Here is a 19380-nt window from a genome sequence, read left to right as displayed (position 1 = left end):
AAAGTGAAACGGAGGAAATACATATGGAAGCAATTCTTGCAGTACTCAAATCAATCATTGACAACTTCGGATCGGCTATCATCGTACCATTTATTATTTTTATTATCGCTTTGATCTTTAAAGTGAAAGTTCAGAAAGCATTTTTATCAGCACTTTACGCAGGGGTGTCCCTGATGGGATTTACTCTGATCCTCGGCGCATTTACACCGATCATCACACCGATGGTCAAGAATATGTCAACGGTTATGGCAGGCGTCACTGGTGTCAACTTAAATACCTTTGATGTGGGATGGCAGGCGACCTCCGTCGTTGCCTTTGCTACCAGCGCCGGAATGATCTATCTGGGCCTGGGAATTCTTCTGCAGACGATCCTGTTTCTTGTGAAGTGGACGAATATTTTCCAGCCGTCGGATCTCTGGAATAACTATTCTTATATTGTCTGGGGAGCCATGGTCATATTTAAGACCCACAATTTTATTCTTGGAATCGCATGTATGATTCTTTTAAATCTATACAGCCTGCTCATATCGGAGCTGGTGGCAAAGCGGTGGTCCAAGTATTATAACTATCCCAACTGTACAATCATTGCCATGCACAATGTGGAACCTGCAATTTTTGCGATTCTGTTTGATCCTGTCTTAAATAAGCTGGGGTTCAATAAATTAAAACTGAATCCAAAATCCATTGAAAAGAAGATTGGATTCCTCGGTGAGCCCATGACACTTGGATTTTTCCTTGGAATGTTCATCGGTATCCTGGGAAGCGTCAACAAGCTGGGAACCATCGCCGGATGGGGTGATATCTTAGAAGTTGCCATTGCCACCAGTGCTGTCATGGCCATCTTCCCCAAGATCGCCAGCATGTTTGCGCAGGCATTTGCGCCGATCACTGAGGCGGCAAGAAAATTCATGGGAAAAGCGGGAGACAGAGAATGGTACATTGCAGTCAATGATGCGGTAGGATACGGGGAGCCTGCAACCCTTACAAGCGGACTTCTCCTGATCCCGATCATGATCGTGGTCTCCACCATTCTTCCGGGCAACCAGGTGCTGCCGGTTGTGGATCTGCTTGCCATTCCATACATGGTACAGGGTCTGGTAGCTGTGTATAAAGGAAATATGTCAAAGATTCTTGTGGCAGGAACCATCTGGTTTAGTTTAGGGCTCTTGATGTGTACCTACACAGCACCGCTGTTCACACAGGTAGCCATGACTGCAGGCTTTGCTATTCCGGCAGGAGCGGCCATGATCACCAGCTTTAACATTCTTGGAAAACCGATGCTTGGTTTCGTATTCCTTGCGTTCCTTTCCGGAAATCCGGTATTCATCGCTATCGCGGTGGCAGTTTATGCGGCAATGTTTGCAGTATTTAAATTAAAAAACAAGGAAATCGTAGCTTACTTAGACCGTCAGGCAAATAAAAATGAATCAGCAGAAGAGGCAGGGGTGTAGAGTATGAAAGTGGATGTAAAAGAATTTTTGAAGCCGTGCAGCTGCGGCAGAAAACATGAGATCGTTGTGGACGATATGATCATAGAAAGCGGGGCAGTCTCAAAGCTCCCGGAGATCCTTTCAAGGGACGCATATAAGAATCTCCAGAATATTGTCATGATCTGTGATGAAAATACTTATGAGGCAGCAGGAAAGACGGTGGAACATCTTGTGCCGGGGCTGAAAAAAGCAGTCCTTGACCCAGCCAACCTTCACGCCAATGAACACGGCGTGGAGGCGGCCAAAAACCAGCTTGACCAGATCGGAGACGTGGATCTGATGATTGCCGTCGGATCAGGAACGATCCACGATATCACAAGATATCATGCCTATGAGAGAAAGATCCCGTTCTTCTCTGTACCTACAGCAGCCAGTGTGGACGGCTATGTGTCCACGGTGGCAGCCATGACATGGCATGGATTTAAAAAAAGCTTTACTGCCGTATCACCGGTTGTGGTGATCGCGGACACTGATATTTTCAGCAAGGCGCCGATGCGCCTGACAGCTTCCGGGGTTGCAGATCTGCTTGGAAAATATACGGCTCTGGCAGACTGGAAGATCACACATATCCTGACCGGGGAATACATCTGTGAAGAAATATGTGAGATGGAGTACAAGGCGCTGGATGCGCTGACCAACAGTCTTTCCGGGCTGTCCAGTGGAGATGCCGGAGCCTATGAGGAGCTTATGTATGGGCTTCTGCTCTCAGGACTGGCTATGCAGATGACAGGAAACTCCCGGCCGGCCTCAGGGGCGGAGCATCATATGTCTCATCTGTGGGAGATGGAAGTGCTGAATGATTACATTGATTTTTACCACGGAGAAAAAGTGGGTGTGGGTCTGATCCTCGCTTCTAAAATCTATCACAAGGCAGCTCAGAAAATGCGCAGAGGGGCTTTTACGGTAAAAGAATCCATGCCGGTGGAAGAAGAACTGATCAGAGTGAATTTTACAAAGCTCGGCATGTACGAGTCCATTATGGAGGAAAATACACCGAATCTGCTGGAAAAGGTTGATTCCCAAAAGCTTCTGGATAAAAAGAATGAGATCGCAGCTGTCATCGATGAGATTCCTTCTGCAGAGGCTCTTACGGAGATGCTCGCAAAGGTGGACGGGGTCAGATCTCTTGAGGATCTTGGATTTGACGAGAGCTTCCAGGAAAAGACCGCAAGGCTGTCTCCTTATGTGAGAGCCAGGATCACGTTTATGAGGCTTCTCAAGTTCTATAGTTTTTATGAAGAAGTGATCAAGAATTAGGGAGGGTGAAAGATATGCTGGAAGAATTAAAACAGCAGGTTTATGAGGCAAATATGGAACTTCCCGCAAAGGGACTGGTTACCTATACCTGGGGAAACGTAAGTGGCATCGACCGTGAAAAAGGGTTGTTTGCCATCAAGCCAAGCGGCATTGCCTATGAAGACCTGAAACCATCTGATATGGTTCTTATGAATTTAAACGGAGAGAGTGTGGAGGGAGATTATAAGCCTTCCTCCGACACACCGACCCATCTGGAACTGTATAAAGCATTTCCGCAGGTGGGAGGCATTGTCCACACCCACTCTGCCTGGGCAGCCTCCTGGGCGCAGGCAGGAAGGCCAATCCCATGTTACGGAACCACACATGCAGATTATTTTTATGGGGAGATCCCGTGTGCCAGAAGTCTGAGACCGGAAGAGATTGAAATGGAATATGAGAAAAATACAGGGCTAGTCATTGTCGAGACATTTCAGGGAATGAATCCAGCCTATGTTCCGGGAGTTCTCTGCACAAACCACGGACCGTTTGCCTGGGGAAAGGATGCAGAGGAGGCAGTACACAATGCTGTCGTGATGGAAGAGGTGGCAAAAATGGCTGCCAGGACAGAGCAGCTGAAGACAGAAGTGGGTGAGGCGCCCAAGACCATTCAGGATAAGCATTTTTTCCGGAAACACGGCCCCAATGCCTACTATGGAAACGCCGGAAAGTGAGGGGCTATGTTAGAAAATATCAAAGCTTTTGTCCTGGATATGGACGGAACGATTTATCTTGGAAATGAACTGTTTCCGTTTACGAAGGACTTTCTTTCCAGAGTGGAGGAGACAGGCAGAAAATTTTACTTCTTCACAAATAACTCTTCCAAGAGCCAGCAGGCCTATATTGAAAAGCTTTCCAATATGGGCATTGCTATCTCCAAAGAGCAGATGATGATTTCCAGCCATGTGATGATACGGTTTCTTTTGGAGAAGTATTCTGGAAAAAGTGTTTATGTTGTGGGGACACCGTCTCTGCTGAACGAATTCAGAAGCTTTGGGATACCTCTTGTGGAAGAAGATCCGGATATTGTTGTTCTGGGATTTGACACGACTCTGACCTATGAAAAGCTGTCCAGGGCCTGTCATTTTATCCGGAACGGCTGCATCTATTATGGAATCAATCCCGATTTAAACTGTCCCATGGAGGGAGGCACGTTTATCCCGGACTGCGGTTCCATGGCAAGGCTTGTGGAGGCTTCCACCGGACGATACCCGGAGTTTTTCGGAAAACCTTCAAAACATACATTAAATTATATGATTCAGGAGACGGGATACCGCCCGGATGAAATCGCCATTGTAGGCGACCGGCTGTATACAGACATTGCCGTGGCCGATCAAAGCCAAGTGACATCCATTCTTGTGTTAAGCGGTGAGAGTACCCAAAAAGATGTGGAGAATGGAGATATAAAACCAGATCTCATTGTGAAGGATTTAAGTGAGATAACGAGAGAACTGTAAAAAAGAAAAACACATTGGATGTTGTGTACGGAAATCCAATGTGTTTTTCTCCATTATCTCCAGTCGGCTCTGGAAAGGCCTCCTTCCGACAATGAAGAAAAACTATCGTAGGATGGCACCTTCTGTTTAACTGTCATTCTTATCCAGCAGACACTACGTCCATGTTCTACATGATTGGAGTGAGGCATTCTAAGAGCTGAACGGAAATCATGTGGAACATGCCATGACCAAATCCTTATATATTCCGACAGGCACGGATTCATTTAACGTATATTCATGGATATATTCATGGAAACACATCCTTTCATAAAGATTATGGGCAAAGCCAAAGCAAATATTGAGGATACCCTTAAAACAAGAGGATAAGGAATGATCTACTCCAGTTCAAAAGCACCGGTATACAACTGATAATATACTCCCTTTTGTGCAATGAGTTCATCATGGTCTCCACGTTCAATGATACGGCCATGATCCAGAACCATAATAGCATCACTGTTTTTTACGGTGGACAGACGGTGTGCAATGACGAACACGGTCCGGCCCTTCATCAGATTATCCATTCCTTTCTGTACCAAAGCCTCTGTTCTTGTATCAATGGAGGAAGTAGCTTCATCCAGGATCATTACTGGAGGATCAGCCACAGCGGCTCTTGCAATAGAGATCAGCTGCCGCTGTCCCTGTGACAGGCTTGAGCCATTTCCCGTGAGGACAGTATCATACCCGTCAGGAAGCCTTGTGATAAAATCATCTGCATTGGCCAGTTTTGAAGCAGCAATACACTCTTCATCTGTGGCGTCCAGCTTTCCATAACGAATATTCTCCATCACCGTTCCGGTGAAAAGGTTCACATCCTGAAGCACTACACCAAGGGACCTTCTCAGATCCGGTTTGCAGATTTTATTAATGTTGATTCCGTCATAACGGATCTTTCCGTCAGGAATATCATAGAAGCGGTTGATGAGGTTTGTGATCGTAGTCTTACCCGCCCCGGTGGCTCCGACAAAAGCAATCTTCTGTCCTGGTTTTGCAAACAATGAGATGTCATGAAGGACCAGCTTCTCAGGTACATAGGAAAAATCTACTCCTTCCATCCGGATATCCCCTGTTAATTCTGTGTAGGTCAGGGTGCCCTGTTCTCTGTGGGGATGTTTCCATGCCCACATTCCTGTAGGGACAGAAGATTCCTTTAGTTCTCCGTTTTCATTTTTTGTCACATGAACAAGAGTGACATATCCGTGATCTTCTTCAATTTCTTCATCTAAAAGCTGAAAGATTCTTCCGGCTCCGGCAACTCCCATAGCGATCATAGAAATCTGCATAGAGGCCTGCCCGATAGTTTGTGACAGCTGCCTTGCCATACTTAAAAATGAAACAATAATACCGACCGTGATCGGACTTATGCCTGTCAGGCAGAAATTAGAGGCATGGAAGTAAACCAGCAGTCCGCCAACTACAGCCAACAGCACATACATGATATTTCCAATATTATTCAGGATCGGCATCAAGATATTGCCGTACTGGTTTGCCTTTTCCCCGTTGATAAATAACTGCTCATTCAGCGCAGTAAAAGCTTCCTTGCTTTCTTCTTCGTGACAAAAGACTTTTACTACCTTTTGCCCGTTCATCATCTCTTCTACAAAGCCTTCCTCTTTGGCCAGGGATTTCTGCTGAAGCATCATGTATCTGGAGCTGGCGCCTCCCAGCCGTTTGGTTACAGCAATCATGATTCCTAGAATGACCAGAACAGTAATCGTCAGCCACAGACTGTAGTAAAGCATCATGACAAACATAACGGCTACGGTCAGCATAGACTGTATCAGGGCCGGAAGGCTTTGTCCGATCAGCTGGCGGATCGCATCCGTATCATTGGTATAGGTACTCATAATATCCCCGTGGGCATTGGTATCAAAATACTGGATAGGCAGCTTCTGCATATGCTTAAACATATCATCGCGCAGATTCCGCAGGGTACCCTGTGTCACAACGGCCATGATTCTGGTATACAGAAATGCACAGACAATGCCCGCCACATAAAATGCAGCCATAACACAGAGGATAGAGGTGAAGGTAACCCACACGCTGGACAAACCTCCAGTGATTCCCGGGGTGATACAATCATCAATCAGTCTCTGAAGAAAAAATGTAGATACCACTGAAGCGCAGGAACTGATTACGATACAAATCATTACAACGGTTAACTGAACCGGATAATAATGAAAAATATAGGCTATCAGCCTTCTAAAACTATGAATCTTCTTTTTTTCGTCCATCTATTACTCCTCCTTTCCGCTGTTCTGTGAAACATAAACATCATAGTATTCACCTTTCTGTTTCATGAGCTCCTGATGGCTTCCAGATTCTTTGATCCGGCCGCCCTCCATAATAAGAATTAAGTCAGCGTCTTCTATGGAAGAAACACGCTGTGCGATTATGATCTTTGTGGTATCAGGGATTTCTGTTCTCATGGCCTGCCGGATCAGGGCATCGGTCTTGGTGTCTACCGCTGAAGTAGAGTCATCCATGATCAGGATTTTCGGTTTTTTTAACAGTGCCCTGGCAATACAGAGACGTTGCTTCTGCCCGCCGGAAACGTTGGTTCCGCCCTGTTCTATGTAGGTGTCATACTGGTCCGGGAACTGGCTGATAAATTCATCTGCCTGGGCAAGCCTGCATACGTGTCTGAGTTCCTCGTCACTTGCATTCGAATCACCCCATCGAAGATTCCCCTTAATGGTTCCGGAGAATAAAATGTTCTTCTGCAGTACAACTGCCACTTCATTTCTCAACGCTTCGAGATCATATTCGCGTACATCTTTTCCGCCGACATACACGGTTCCCTCTGTGGCATCGTAAAGTCTTGAAATGAGCTGGATCAGACTTGTTTTGGAAGCGCCTGTTCCGCCCATGATCCCTATAGTAGCGCCAGACGGTATCATAAGGTCAATCTCAGATAGAGCTGCCTTTTTGCCGTGTTTGTTATATTTAAACGACACATGGTCAAACCGGATACTGCCGTCTTTCACTTCTGTAATACCATTTTCAGGAGATACCAGGCTGCTTTCGTGGGTGAGCACCTCACAGATACGATTGGCAGATTCTGCGGCCATGGAACATAAGACAAACACCATAGACAGCATCATGAGGGAGGACAGGATCTGAACGCCATAGTTGATAAGAGAAGAAAGCTGGCCCGTAGTTAATACACTTCCCTGTGTACTAATAATCATCCGGGCGCCGATCAGGCTAACCAGGAAGATGGCAAGGTAAATCCCAAACATCATGATCGGGTTATTCAGGGCGAGCAGTTTCTCCGCCTTTGTAAAATCATTGCAGACATCCTCCGACGCTTTTTGGAATTTTGCTTTCTCATAGTCTTCCCGGACAAAGGATTTTACAACTCTAATACCGGAGACGTTTTCCTGGACTGAATTATTTAATGCATCGTATTTGCGAAAAATTCGTTGAAAAACCGGAAAGGAAAACCAAGCGATTCCGAGAAGGGCCAGACCAATGACTGGGATCATGGCCAGGAAGATGAGAGACATTTTTACATTGATCGCCATGCTCATGATTACTGAAAAAATCATCATCAGCGGAGTCCTCACCGCAATACGGATGATCATCTGGTAAGCGTTTTGTACATTGGTGACATCGGTTGTAAGCCTGGTCACCAGGGAGGACGATGAGAACTTATCGATATCAGCAAAGCTAAAATCCTGTATTTTAAAATAAATATCCCTTCGCAGATTTTTTGCAAATCCGCAGGACGCTGTTGCCGCATATTTTCCGGACAGGATACCAAAAACAAGCGACATCATTGCCATGATAAATAAAGCAACTCCGTATTTTATGACCGGGTTCATGGAAGTTGCAGTCATTTCGTCAATCAGTTTTGCCATAACCAGAGGAAGGATACATTCCATGATAACTTCCAAGGTCACAAAAACCGGTGTTTTAATAGATTCTTTTCTATATTGCCTTATACTTTTTCCTAATGTTTGAATCATATAACATTTCTCCTTTACTTTTTTCTCTATACAAATTAATATAATAATCAACAATCGTCTATTATTCAATCAACGGTTCTTAAATATCGTTGATTAATCTACGGCATCGTACGATGTGTTCATTACCTTTCACAGATAGGAATACAGAACTTTTAGGAAGGATTCTGAAACCATGAAAAAACGGGAAGATTTAAGAGTTGTAAAGACAAAGGCAAATTTAAAAAGGGTCTTAAAGAAGCTTCTGAGAAAAAAGCCCATCCGCAAGATCACAGTGACGGAACTGGCCAGGGAGGCTGTGATCAATAAGGGAACGTTTTATTTGCATTATTCAGATATCTATGACTTATATGAAGAAGTGATCCTGGAGCACATAGAAGGAACTCTTGGAAATCTGGATTATTATATGGAGTTCTTTACAAACCCAAAGATGTTTGTGAAAAAGTTCTTGGAGGATTTTGATTTTGGACGTCTGGAAAAGACTTTTCCATATCTGCATGAAGACGAACATAAACTGCCGCTTCCATTGATCGTAACGAATACCCTGTCTGAAAGGTTAATGTCTACCGGACTTTTAGAGGATACAATGAAGAACAAAGTAAAGCTTACTGTTGCAATTTCCTGTATCACTGAGCCATTTATACAGATGAGAGAGGAAGCGGATTTAATCTGTGAGATCGCAGGTGAGGTGATCTCAAATATGTTTTAGTACCGGTCTGTATGGCTGGATGGAAAGATGATGGGCTTGTCCACTTTGTTTTCATATGCTATCCTTTTTGGTAAAGAAAGGTCAGACAGAGGTGTGGAGGATATGAAAGAAAAACAGTACATCCGTCAACAGATCAAACAAAAAACAGAGAAGTTATCCACAAGATATCTTCGGGATTCGGAAGAAGAAATTCAGAAACAGATCCTTATGCTGCCGGAATTTAAGAGGGCGGAGACTGTTTTCTGTTACATATCCGTAGGAAAGGAAGTATCCACAGAATTGATTTTAACAGAATGCTTCCGACAGGGAAAACGGGTGGGAGTGCCCTTGTGCACAGCTCCCGGAATCATGGAAGTAAGGCAGATCACCTGTATGGACCAGTTAGAACAGGGCATCTACGGACTCATGGAGCCAAAAAGAAATACTCCCATTGTGGAGAAACGAGAGATTGACCTGGGGATTATTCCTTGTATCAGCGCAGACTTCTGTGGAAAACGTCTCGGACATGGAGCCGGGTATTATGACCGGTATCTAAGCGATACAGAATTTTTGAAGGTGGTTTTATGCAGAAGAGAGCTTCTGTGGGAGGAGATTCCTACAGACAGCTATGATGTGCCAATGGACCTTGTGGTCACGGAGAAGGGGTGAAACTTTGATTCGATTTGATATTAACCAGAATTTAAAAGAAGTTTTTGAGGACGGAAAGCTGCCAGCCATGGTATACATATCCAGACAGGAGAGCACCCCGGAGAAAATAAGTCGTCCGCTGCACAGCCATGAATCTATCTGTGAACTTTTGCTTGTATATAAGGGGACCGGAACCTATCAGGTGGGCACCAGTATTTATCCCATAGAAGAAGGCTGTGTGGCTTATTATAACCAGGGAGACCTTCATGAGATCGCAACGGCTGAGAAGACCAACATCGGCCATTATTGTATCGGTATTACAAACCTTCACTTAAAGGGACTTAAGAAAAACCAGATGGTGCCGGAGGGCGGGCCCTATATCCGCCATGCAGGATCCCTGTTTCCGTTTTTAAAGACGATGTGTGACCAGATTTACATGATGGAAGAGCTGAATCCGGCAGGCCAGCTGGCATCGCAGCTTTTCTGCGCCTCCATGGTGGTCATTGCCAGCCAGCTGGATACATTTCCGCAGGCTATGGCCGCGGAGACGAGGGAGGAAGAGTTTATCTCAAGGATCCTGGATTATTTGAATGAACACTTTACAGAGGAATTAAATCTGGACAAGATCGCCGAGGACATGCACTGCTCTGCCACTTATGTCTCCCACGGCCTGAAAAAAGCCACGGGTATGACTCCCATCAATTATATTATCCGCAGGCGGATCGGCCTTGCCCAGACAATGCTGATCTCTACCGATCTCACGGCGACCCAGATTGCCACTATGGTGGGATACGATAATACCAATTACTTCAGCACACTGTTTACAAAGACCGTTGGTATGACGCCGATCCGGTACCGGAACATGTATCTGGAAAAGCTGAGGGGCAGGAGGGACCAGTCATGAGAGTGAAAGGAGCAGGAATACATACAAGAGGGCAGGATTTCAGAATACTTCTGATAGATTCTAATTCTAAAAAGGTAGTTGGACAGATAGCAATCAAATAATTCTAAACTTAGAGTTACATGTTTTTTTCTTGAGATAATATTGTAATGCTTCCCCTATAAACTTTGAAGCTCCTTTACAGTACTGCTGATCCATAGCCTCGATCAGCTTTGGATTGTGGAGATATCCGTCAATCAGCTTATCATAGTAGTTCTCGCCCAGATCCATTGTAGGCTGGTCTTCTTCATCCAGCAGATTCAACATCTGGCCGATGATATTCTGTACTTCTTCAGATTTGACATCCCTTGAAACGTCACTTGTCAGCTGCTCCATCAAGTCTTTATTCTTTTCTACATACCCTTTTTCTTTGATCTTCCGCATCTTCTCCATATTCTCAGAGAAATGGCTTAGGCTCTCTTTCATGGCATCTGTGTATTTTTCAACACTGCCGTAATACTCCACCGCCGTTTGAGCGATGCTGGACTCATGATCCCTGGCTCTTTTTATAAATTCATCGAAGGCTTCGGTACTTCCCCAGTATTTCATAATCTCCTCTGTATTCTCTTTTTTAAACTGCTCCAATGCCTGGATATATTCACTTAAATCAAATTCTTTAAAACTCATATAGGTTTCTCCTTGTTCCAGTCTGCCGATCAGGTCTAACAGTCTGTTCAGCCTGTCCCGTTTTGCTTTTAGCAGTGTTTTTTGCCTGCTCAGAGCTTCTTCTTTGTTAAAATTGGGATTTTCCATGATCCTTTTAATATCCTTCAGAGGAAATTCCAACTCCTTAAAAAGTAATATTTGCTGTAGAGTGTTTATTGATTCATCATCGTATAGTCTATAACCGGCGCCGGTGACCTTTGCGGGTTTTAATAAACCGATTTCATCATAATACTGTAAGGTCCGCACGCTGACGCCTGAAAGTACTGCAACTTCTTTTATGGTTCTCAAGACATCATCTCCAATCTGTTGTGTATCTTTGATTCTATCTTACATTATCACGTTACGTGAGAGTCAATGGTTTTTCATATCTTTTTAAAATCATTATATGAGTAATTTATGGGTACTTTGTTTGTGTCTTATACAAGATAGTGGAGTCCTTGTTCTCATTTCTAATATATTTCTTTGAAATGCCCCTGTTTTTAATCTCACAGCGAACAAAATAGTAAAGGCGGAGGACCTTTGTTTTCTCTAAAATAATAATTACAGAAAGCGATGATGAACAAACAAAACAGGAGGTTTTAACATGAGTATGAATATCTGCGGAGCTCCTTGCTGCTGGGGCGTGGATGATGTAAAGAACCCTTATCTGCCGCCATGGCAGAGGGTACTTAAGGAGGCAGGCCAGGCGGGTTACCGGGCCATTGAGCTTGGACCTTACGGATATCTTCCGATTGATGTGGAGACAGTCTCTGAGGAGTTAAAAAAGAATGGATTAGCCATTGTGGCAGGGACGATCTTCGACGATCTGCTGAGTGAAGAAAACTATGAAAACGTATTGAGACAGACAGAAGAGATCTGTTCTCTGGTCACAAAGCTTCCGCCGCTTCCGGTACATGAGGGCCAGCATTTTGCTGCGCCTTATATGACCATCATGGACTGGGGTCATGATGAGAGAGATTATGCGGCTGGACATCCAGACAAAGCGCCGAGGCTTTCAGAAGAAAAATGGGCAGCGATGATGGGCCACATCAGGGGAATCTGTGAAAAAGCAAATGAATACGGTGTGCGGCCGGTCATTCATCCTCACGCCGGAGGTTATATTGAGTTTGCAGATGAGATCGAAGCGGTGGTAAGGGACATTCCTTATGAGCTGGCAGGTCTCTGCCTGGATACAGGGCATCTTTATTACTCCGGCATGGATCCGGCAGAATGGCTGAAAAAGTATGCGGACCGCCTGGATTATGTCCACTTTAAAGATGTGGATGAAAAGGTATACCGGGAAGTTCTGGGAAAACATATCCGCTTTTTTGAGGGCTGTGGAAAAGGAGCCATGTGTCCCATAGGAAAAGGCGCACTGGACTACCCTGAGATCAAGCAGACCTTGGAGGATATCCAGTACAGCGGATATATCACCATAGAACAGGAACGTGATCCAAGAAATTCAGACACAAGCCTCCGGGACGTGAAGGCCAGTGTTACATATTTAAAAAGTGTAGGATATGAAATCTAATTCAGAAAAGGAACAAAACTATGTATTACGGAGAAAAGAAAATTGAAAAACCGATCCGCTGGGCTATGGTAGGGGGAGGAAAGGGAAGCCAGATTGGCTATATCCACCGGTCTGCCGCAATGAGAGATTTTAATTTTGACCTGGTTGCAGGTGCCTTTGACATTGACCCGGAGAGGGGCAGAGAGTTTGGTAAGCAGCTTCATGTGGATGAGGACAGATGTTACCCAGATTATAAGACTATGTTTGCAAAGGAAGCTAAGCGCCAGGACGGGATCCAGGCGGTCTCCATTGCAACTCCCAACGGAACACACTTTGAGATCACAAAGGCAGCCTTGCTTGCCGGGCTTCATGTTGTATGTGAAAAACCTCTCTGTTTTACAACTGAAGAGGCGGAGGAATTAGAGGCACTGGCCGCAAAACAAAATAAAATCGTAGGTGTTACTTACGGTTATGCGGGACATCAGGTCATCGAGGAGGCACGACAGCTGATCGCCGAAGGAAAGCTGGGAAAGATTCGTATTGTCAATATGCAGTTCTCCCATGGATTCCACAACGTGGCAGTCGAAAAAAATACAGCCTCCACAAAATGGCGGGTAGATCCAAAGGTTGCAGGACCGTCCTATGTGCTGGGTGATGTGGGAACCCATCCGCTGTACTTATCTGAAGTCATGCTTCCGGATATGAAGATCAAACGGCTGATGTGCAGCAGACAGTCCTTCGTCGAGTCCAGAAAACCTCTGGAGGACAACGCTATGACCATCATGGAATATGACAATGGTGCCGTGGGATACGTTTGGTCATGCTGTGTAAACTGCGGTTCCATGCATGGGCAGAAGATTCGTGTCATCGGTGAAAAGGCATCTATTGAGTGGTGGGATGAGCATCCGAACCAGCTGACCTATGAAGTGCAGAATGAACCTGTACGTGTTCTGGAAAGAGGCATGGGATATCTGGCACCTTCTGCCCTGGAGGAAGACCGTATTGGGGCAGGGCATCCGGAAGGTTTGTTTGAAGCATGGAGTAACTTATACAGCCGCTTTGCGCAGGCCATGGACGCATGTGACAGAGGAGAGCATGTGGAGTTCTGGTATCCCAATGTACACGCAGGGGCAGAGGGCGTGCGCTGGGTAGAAAACTGTGTTCAATCCGCAGATCAGGGTGCACAGTGGGTAGATTATAAGTAAGGAGCTGATGAGATGAAAATAGCATTTGACGTGGATGTGCTGGCAAAGCAGATGGATATCAACCGGATGGTGCATCAGGTGGCAGACTGGGGTTATCAATACATCGAACAGTCTCCGCATCCAAGGATCAATCCATTCTATAAACACCCGCTGTTCTCCAGGGAATGTGAGGCAGAATACAGGAAAGCACTCCGGGAAACCGGAGTGGAGATCTCCTCCTTTATCGTGGTGTACCGCTGGTCCGGACCTACAGAGGAGCAGAGACAGATGGCAGTAGCCAACTGGAAACGGATGATTGAGATCGCCGTGGATATGGGCGTGCAGGTGATTAACACGGAGCTGTCCGGGGATCCCAACCAGCAGGAGATCTGCAACGGCATGTGGTTCCGTTCTATGGAAGAACTTCTGCCGATCATTGAGAGGGAAGGGCTCCGGGTGGAGATCCAGTCCCATCCGTATGACTTCTGTGAATTAAACAATGAGACTTGTGATCTGGTGAAATCCTTCCGCTCTCCGAACCTTGGATATGTGTATTCTTCCCCACATGGATTCTTCTATGACGAGGGCAAAGGGGATGTGTGCTCCATGTTACAGTACGCAGGGGAAGAACTGACCCACGTACTGTTTGCGGATACATTCAACCAGACCATGGACTGCCGCTATATCGCCAACCCGCCGTGGTTAAACGGAAGAGGAAAAGCGGATGTGACCATTCACCAGCATTTAGCCATGGGAGAGGGAGACGTGGACTTTGACGGGATTTTTGAGACGTTAAGAGAGATGGACTTCGCAAACAGCCAGTTAAGGGAAGCTGCACCGAAAGCCGGAGGAGACAACATCGCATGTGTATCCATGTTCGGATTCCCGGAAAAGATGGAGAAGCAGGCGCCGGAGGCAAGAGAACGCATTGAACGGGAACTGCTGAAAGGGTAGAGTGAGAATGGAAAAGAAGCAAGGAACGATATTAGAAAAATTATCATGGAAAACAAGATTCTCTTATGGATGCGGAGATACGGCGTGCAATGTGGTTTTTGGGATGATCAGCACGGTGCTGACGCTGTTTTACACAGATTACGTGGGAGTCTCTGCCGCAACAGTCGGAATGGTCATGCTGCTCTCCAGAGTATTTGACGGATTCTCTGACGTTATCATGGGATTTATTGTGGAACGAACCAACTCCAAATGGGGGAAATCAAGGCCGTGGATCCTGTGGATGGCGGCACCATATGCCGTCTCAGCCGTGTTGTTATTCACAGTGCCCCACACGACAAACTTTCTGCAGTTTCTGTATATGTTTGTGACGTATAATTTTTGTACGACCATCTGTTATACGGCCATCAATCTGCCCTACGGAAGCCTATCTGCTATGATGTCCAGAAGTTCTGAGGAGCGGAGCATGCTCAGTATCGTGAGAATGGGAATGTCACCGTTCGGGCGTATTCTGGCAGTAACCTGCACCATGCCGTTAGTAAAGCTGTTTGGGGATACCCAGTCCTCATGGGTGATCGTCATGGGCATATGGGCTGTGATCGCCATGGTCCTTTTAATCATCTGTTTTGCCAACTGCCAGGAGACCGTAAAGATCGAAGCCCGTGAGAAGCAGGAAAAGATACCTGCGCTCAAGGCATTAAAGCTTTTAGTGACCAATCAGTATTTTTGGGCCGTATTGGTCCTCTGGATGATGCAGAATGTGATCTACGGTGTGACAGGGACCATTCTGCCATATTACTGCAAGTACATATTCCACAACGATACATGGATGTACAGTACACTGTATCTGACGGAAACTCTGACCATCGTGGCATCCACGTGTATCGTATGCCCTATCCTGCTAAAACACTTCGGCAAGAGGAATATGGCGCTTGCGGGGGCGGTGTTAGCGCTGGCCGGACAGCTTGTGTTCTTTGCCAATCCCTACAGTTTTCAGTGGATGCTTTTGTGCTGTATCATCAGGGGTATCGGATTATCGCCGTTAAATGCTATTGTCTTTGGCATGCTGGGCGATGTGGTGGAATTCGGACAGTGGAAGCACCATATCCGCCAGGAGAGCCTGATATTTGCCGGCGGGTCGGTGGGAACAAAGATTGGTTCCGGCCTGGCCTCAGCCATCATGACGGGACTTCTCTCACTGGCAGGCTATCTGAGTTCTGCGGCAGGAGCAGTCACCCAGCCCCAGTCGGCCATTGATATGATTATAAACATTTATAAAACGGGACCGATCATTGTCTGGGTCGTCGTCATCATAACTCTTGTCCTGTACAAACTGGACAAAAAATATGAAACGATCATGGAGGAACTGACAGAACGGGAACTTCAGGGTCAGCTATAAATGAACAGCAGGGAAGGAACTTTTGAATCAGGCTTCCTCCCTGCATTTTATATTATAACAGGACGGCGGGCCTGCCCACGTTGTTCTTTATTACGGTTCCGGTATTCACGGGGCGAGCACTGGTAAGTCCTTTTAAACATCCGGGAGAAGTTACTGGGACTGTCAAAACCGCAGCTAATGGAGATCTCCGAGATGCTCTGGCTGGTCTTTGTAAGCAGAAGGGCGCCTTTGGACAGACGGTAGCGGATCAGATACTGCATGGGAGGGATCCCCAGTGTCCGTCGGAAGCACCGTAAACATTCCCTTTCACCAATATTGGCGGACTTTGCGATGTCATATAACTTTAATGGTTCCGCAAACCGCTCCTCAATCATATGAATCATTGTTTTGATGCGGCAGGAATCCTGGTCCGGCCTCGCCGTGGTTTCTGAGATCACAGATTCATGGCTTTGATATAGAAGAAAACAAAGGCGGGAGAGCTGTTCCCTGACTGTAAATTCATGGCCCTTTGAACCTTTAGAAAAGGCCTCGAAAGCCTTTAAGATGCACTGTGTGGATTCCGGCACAGTATCGTCTACTGGAGAAAACTGCAGACAGTCTATGGCACAGGAACTGATGAGCGGCTGGATATATTTTATATAGAAAACAGAGTTTTCAGAGCCGCATATGAGATCCGGATGAAAGACAAGAGACTGAAGCCGGCAGGTTCCGGAGGTTTCAGCCTCGTGAAGGATATTAGAATTGATCATCAGGCTGTCTCCTGCATTCATGCGCAGGGATCTGCCGGGGACCCTTATCTCTAAAGTCCCGGAGTACAGATAGATGACTTCCAGTTCTTCATGCCAGTGCCAAGGGATCCTGCTGACGTTGTCAACAGAATAGACAGAGTCATAGCCGGCACACGGGAATTCGATGGTTCCATGGGGCCGCACTTCCCGCCTGTCCTGGTCAGTATAGATTGTACAATCCTGCAAAGGCATAGAGATTCCTCCTTTTTGTCGCTTTTTTTATATTATAGGTCCAAATTTATATTGTTTCAATCAGCAAAAGACGGTATTTATATATTAAGGTGACTGGTGTACAGATATACAGGAGGTATGGGTTTTTATGATAGATTTACATATGCATTCTTATTACAGTGATGACGGGGAGTTTCAACCGGAAGAATTAGTGCAAAAATGCAAGGAAAAGGGCATCCGGTATATGGCCATTGCAGACCATAACTGTGTCCGGGCCGTGGAGAAAGGAAGAAAGGCAGCCCAGAAAGAGGGGATTCATTTTATCTCAGGGATAGAGATCGACTGCACCTTTCAAGGGGTTAATCTGCATGTTCTTGGGTATGGAATAGATGAAAGGGATGCGGCTTTTCAAAAGATCGAGGACAATATATCAGAGCAGAGCAGTGAAGCATCGGTTAAGATGCTTGAGGGGACGAGAAAATTAGGATTTGATGTGTCTGAGAAAGACATGGAAGCCCTGACGGAAACTATGTTTTGGAAAAACCGGTGGACAGGGGAGATGTTTGCGGAAGTTCTATTAAATAAACCGGAATATCAGGAACATGAACTGCTCCTGCCTTACCGTCCGGGAGGAGACAGAAGCAGCAATCCCTACGTGAATTTTTACTGGGATTATTACTCCCAGGATAAACCCTGTCATGTGGGTATAAAGTTCCCTTCTATGGAAGAGGTGATAACTCAGATCCATGAAAGCGGGGGAAAGGCAGTGCTGGCGCATCCGGGAGTGAACTTAAAGGACCATATGGAACTCTGGAAAGAGATCGCCGTTTCCGGCATTGATGGGGTAGAAGCCTTCAGCAGTTATCACTCACCGGAGGATGCTATGTTTTTCAGCCATGAGGCCGGAAAGTATGAATTGTTTGTGACCTGCGGAAGTGATTACCACGGGAAGACCAAGCCGTCTATTTGTATCGGACAGTACGGCTGCAGCCATCCGGAAGATGAAATCCTGCCCCAGCTTGAGAGCATCGTGAAGTAGACAGTTCAACAGAAAAAATAATCAAGAATAAAAATAGTCAAGCCCTTCCTATCATTTTGAAGGGCTTGACTATTTTATTGCATGGAATACTTAGATAATCCGTCTATTTTCTTGCGAGCTCGTTGGCCAGCTTAACAATGGTTCCAATGGGATCGGAAAGTTCGCTCTGATTCATGGCGTTCACATAGCTTGCCCGGTTGTCATAAACCTCGTGCACTGCGTTCAGCAGGGACTTAGAGGTGACATCCTCCTCGTTCAGTACATAGCTGTAGCCTTGCCGCTGGAATGACTGGGCGTTTAAGATCTGATCTCCCCGGCTGGCGTTTAATCCCAGCGGAATCAAGATATTCGGCTTCCTGAGGGCCAGGAGCTCACAGATGGCGTTGGCCCCTGCCCTGGAGATGATAACGTCTGCGCAGGCAAAGAGATGCTTCAGTTCCTTTTTCACATACTCAAACTGGCGGTAACCACTTTTGCCTGCAAGCATAGATTCCAGGTTATTCTTCCCGCAGATATGGATGATCTGAAAATCCTCCAACAGCTCATCAATATTGTCCCTGACCGCATTGTTTATCGCTACGGAACCAAGGCTTCCGCCGATGATAAGTAGAACAGGTTTTGAAGATGTAAAGTCGCAAAGCTTAAGGCCTTTTTCCTTAGAACCGGTAAACAACTCTTCTCTGATCGGTGAACCAGTAAGTACAGCTTTCCCTTCTGGGAGATGTTTTACGGTTTCCGGAAAATTGCAGCAAACCTTATTGGCACTTGGAATGCTTAATTTATTTGCAAGACCCGGTGTCATGTCAGATTCATGGATGATGACAGGGATCCGCAGATGCTTAGCCGCCATGACCACAGGTACGGTGACGAATCCGCCTTTGGAAAACACGACATTGGGTTTCAAATGCTTTAATGTTTTTTTAGCGTCAAAATAACCTTTCATGACCCGAAAGGGATCCGTAAAGTTCTTCACATCAAAATATCTTCTGAGCTTACCGGAGGAAATACCGTAGTAGGGAAGACCAATGTCTTCGATCAGCTTCTTTTCCATCCCATCTTTGGAGCCTATATAGCTGATTTGATATCCCTCTTTCTCCAGTGCAGGTACCAATGCCATATTCGGAGTGACATGTCCGGCAGTACCCCCTCCGGTCAATACGATTCGTTTCATAA

General features: G+C 45.9%; 17 protein-coding genes. 12 read left to right on the top strand and 5 right to left on the bottom strand.

Features of this window, described 5'->3' with window-relative positions; all coding sequences use genetic code 11:
* Window positions 1-23 precede the first annotated feature (23 nt).
* From AR1Y2_RS17505 to AR1Y2_RS17490, 4 genes are read left to right on the top strand one after another with little or no spacing between them, the layout of a single operon-like run.
* Window positions 24-1451 (top strand): PTS galactitol transporter subunit IIC, encoded by a 1428-nt coding sequence (locus tag AR1Y2_RS17505; RefSeq protein WP_137330127.1) that lies wholly within the window; start codon window positions 24-26, stop codon window positions 1449-1451.
* A 3-nt stretch (window positions 1452-1454) separates the two neighbouring features.
* Window positions 1455-2747 (top strand): sn-glycerol-1-phosphate dehydrogenase, encoded by a 1293-nt coding sequence (locus tag AR1Y2_RS17500; protein ID WP_137330126.1) that lies wholly within the window; start codon window positions 1455-1457, stop codon window positions 2745-2747.
* 14 nt (window positions 2748-2761) lie between these two features.
* Window positions 2762-3457, top strand: a complete 696-nt coding sequence (locus tag AR1Y2_RS17495) for an L-ribulose-5-phosphate 4-epimerase (RefSeq protein WP_137330125.1) — start codon at window positions 2762-2764, stop codon at window positions 3455-3457.
* A gap of 6 nt (window positions 3458-3463) precedes the next feature.
* A complete protein-coding gene (locus AR1Y2_RS17490; RefSeq protein ID WP_137330124.1) occupies window positions 3464-4240 on the top strand; it encodes an HAD-IIA family hydrolase in 777 nt (258 codons plus the stop codon).
* Between the two features lie 374 nt (window positions 4241-4614).
* Here the strand turns inward: AR1Y2_RS17490 and AR1Y2_RS17485 are convergent, their stop codons facing one another.
* A complete protein-coding gene (locus AR1Y2_RS17485) occupies window positions 4615-6510 on the bottom strand; it encodes an ABC transporter ATP-binding protein (protein ID WP_137330123.1) in 1896 nt (631 codons plus the stop codon).
* A 3-nt stretch (window positions 6511-6513) separates the two neighbouring features.
* Window positions 6514-8247, bottom strand: a complete 1734-nt coding sequence (locus tag AR1Y2_RS17480; RefSeq protein WP_137330122.1) for an ABC transporter ATP-binding protein — start codon at window positions 8245-8247, stop codon at window positions 6514-6516.
* 172 nt (window positions 8248-8419) lie between these two features.
* On the opposite strand from AR1Y2_RS17480, the gene AR1Y2_RS17475 reads away from it, so the two are divergent.
* The 3 genes from AR1Y2_RS17475 (at window position 8420) to AR1Y2_RS17465 (ending at window position 10484) form a co-directional block, all read left to right on the top strand.
* Window positions 8420-8953, top strand: coding sequence for a TetR/AcrR family transcriptional regulator (locus AR1Y2_RS17475; protein ID WP_137330121.1), 534 nt, complete (start codon window positions 8420-8422; stop codon window positions 8951-8953).
* A gap of 102 nt (window positions 8954-9055) precedes the next feature.
* Window positions 9056-9601: a 5-formyltetrahydrofolate cyclo-ligase gene (locus tag AR1Y2_RS17470; RefSeq protein ID WP_243118803.1), complete on the top strand. Its 546-nt coding sequence runs from the start codon at window positions 9056-9058 to the stop codon at window positions 9599-9601.
* 4 nt (window positions 9602-9605) lie between these two features.
* Window positions 9606-10484, top strand: a complete 879-nt coding sequence (locus AR1Y2_RS17465) for an AraC family transcriptional regulator (protein WP_137330120.1) — start codon at window positions 9606-9608, stop codon at window positions 10482-10484.
* 93 nt (window positions 10485-10577) lie between these two features.
* On the opposite strand, the gene AR1Y2_RS17460 is transcribed toward AR1Y2_RS17465, so the two are convergent.
* Complete coding sequence (locus AR1Y2_RS17460; RefSeq protein ID WP_137330119.1) at window positions 10578-11474, bottom strand: MerR family transcriptional regulator; 897 nt, start codon at window positions 11472-11474, stop codon at window positions 10578-10580.
* 295 nt (window positions 11475-11769) lie between these two features.
* On the opposite strand from AR1Y2_RS17460, the gene AR1Y2_RS17455 reads away from it, so the two are divergent.
* Genes AR1Y2_RS17455 through AR1Y2_RS17440 form a run of 4 tightly spaced genes read left to right on the top strand, consistent with a single transcriptional unit; the run spans window position 11770 to window position 16209 of the window.
* Window positions 11770-12696, top strand: a complete 927-nt coding sequence (locus tag AR1Y2_RS17455; protein WP_137330118.1) for a sugar phosphate isomerase/epimerase family protein — start codon at window positions 11770-11772, stop codon at window positions 12694-12696.
* A 20-nt stretch (window positions 12697-12716) separates the two neighbouring features.
* A complete protein-coding gene (locus AR1Y2_RS17450; protein WP_137330117.1) occupies window positions 12717-13880 on the top strand; it encodes a Gfo/Idh/MocA family protein in 1164 nt (387 codons plus the stop codon).
* Between the two features lie 12 nt (window positions 13881-13892).
* Complete coding sequence (locus AR1Y2_RS17445; RefSeq protein ID WP_137330116.1) at window positions 13893-14813, top strand: sugar phosphate isomerase/epimerase family protein; 921 nt, start codon at window positions 13893-13895, stop codon at window positions 14811-14813.
* A gap of 7 nt (window positions 14814-14820) precedes the next feature.
* A complete protein-coding gene (locus AR1Y2_RS17440) occupies window positions 14821-16209 on the top strand; it encodes an MFS transporter (protein ID WP_137330115.1) in 1389 nt (462 codons plus the stop codon).
* 47 nt (window positions 16210-16256) lie between these two features.
* Here AR1Y2_RS17440 and AR1Y2_RS17435 read toward each other — a convergent pair whose 3' ends face one another.
* Window positions 16257-17189 carry an AraC family transcriptional regulator gene (locus tag AR1Y2_RS17435; RefSeq protein ID WP_137330114.1) on the bottom strand — a complete coding sequence of 311 codons (933 nt, stop codon included), beginning with the start codon at window positions 17187-17189 and terminating at the stop codon, window positions 16257-16259.
* 127 nt (window positions 17190-17316) lie between these two features.
* On the opposite strand from AR1Y2_RS17435, the gene AR1Y2_RS17430 reads away from it, so the two are divergent.
* Entirely contained in the window at window positions 17317-18207 is an 891-nt protein-coding gene (locus AR1Y2_RS17430) for a PHP domain-containing protein (protein ID WP_137330113.1), read from the top strand.
* 103 nt (window positions 18208-18310) lie between these two features.
* Here AR1Y2_RS17430 and AR1Y2_RS17425 read toward each other — a convergent pair whose 3' ends face one another.
* Window positions 18311-19378 carry an undecaprenyldiphospho-muramoylpentapeptide beta-N-acetylglucosaminyltransferase gene (locus AR1Y2_RS17425; RefSeq protein WP_137330112.1) on the bottom strand — a complete coding sequence of 356 codons (1068 nt, stop codon included), beginning with the start codon at window positions 19376-19378 and terminating at the stop codon, window positions 18311-18313.
* Window positions 19379-19380: the final 2 nt, after the last annotated feature.

This window comes from Anaerostipes rhamnosivorans, from assembly GCF_005280655.1.
Taxonomy (GTDB): domain Bacteria; phylum Bacillota; class Clostridia; order Lachnospirales; family Lachnospiraceae; genus Anaerostipes; species Anaerostipes rhamnosivorans.
Note: the sequence above shows the minus strand (reverse complement) of the source record. Positions and strands in the feature narration are given on the sequence as shown.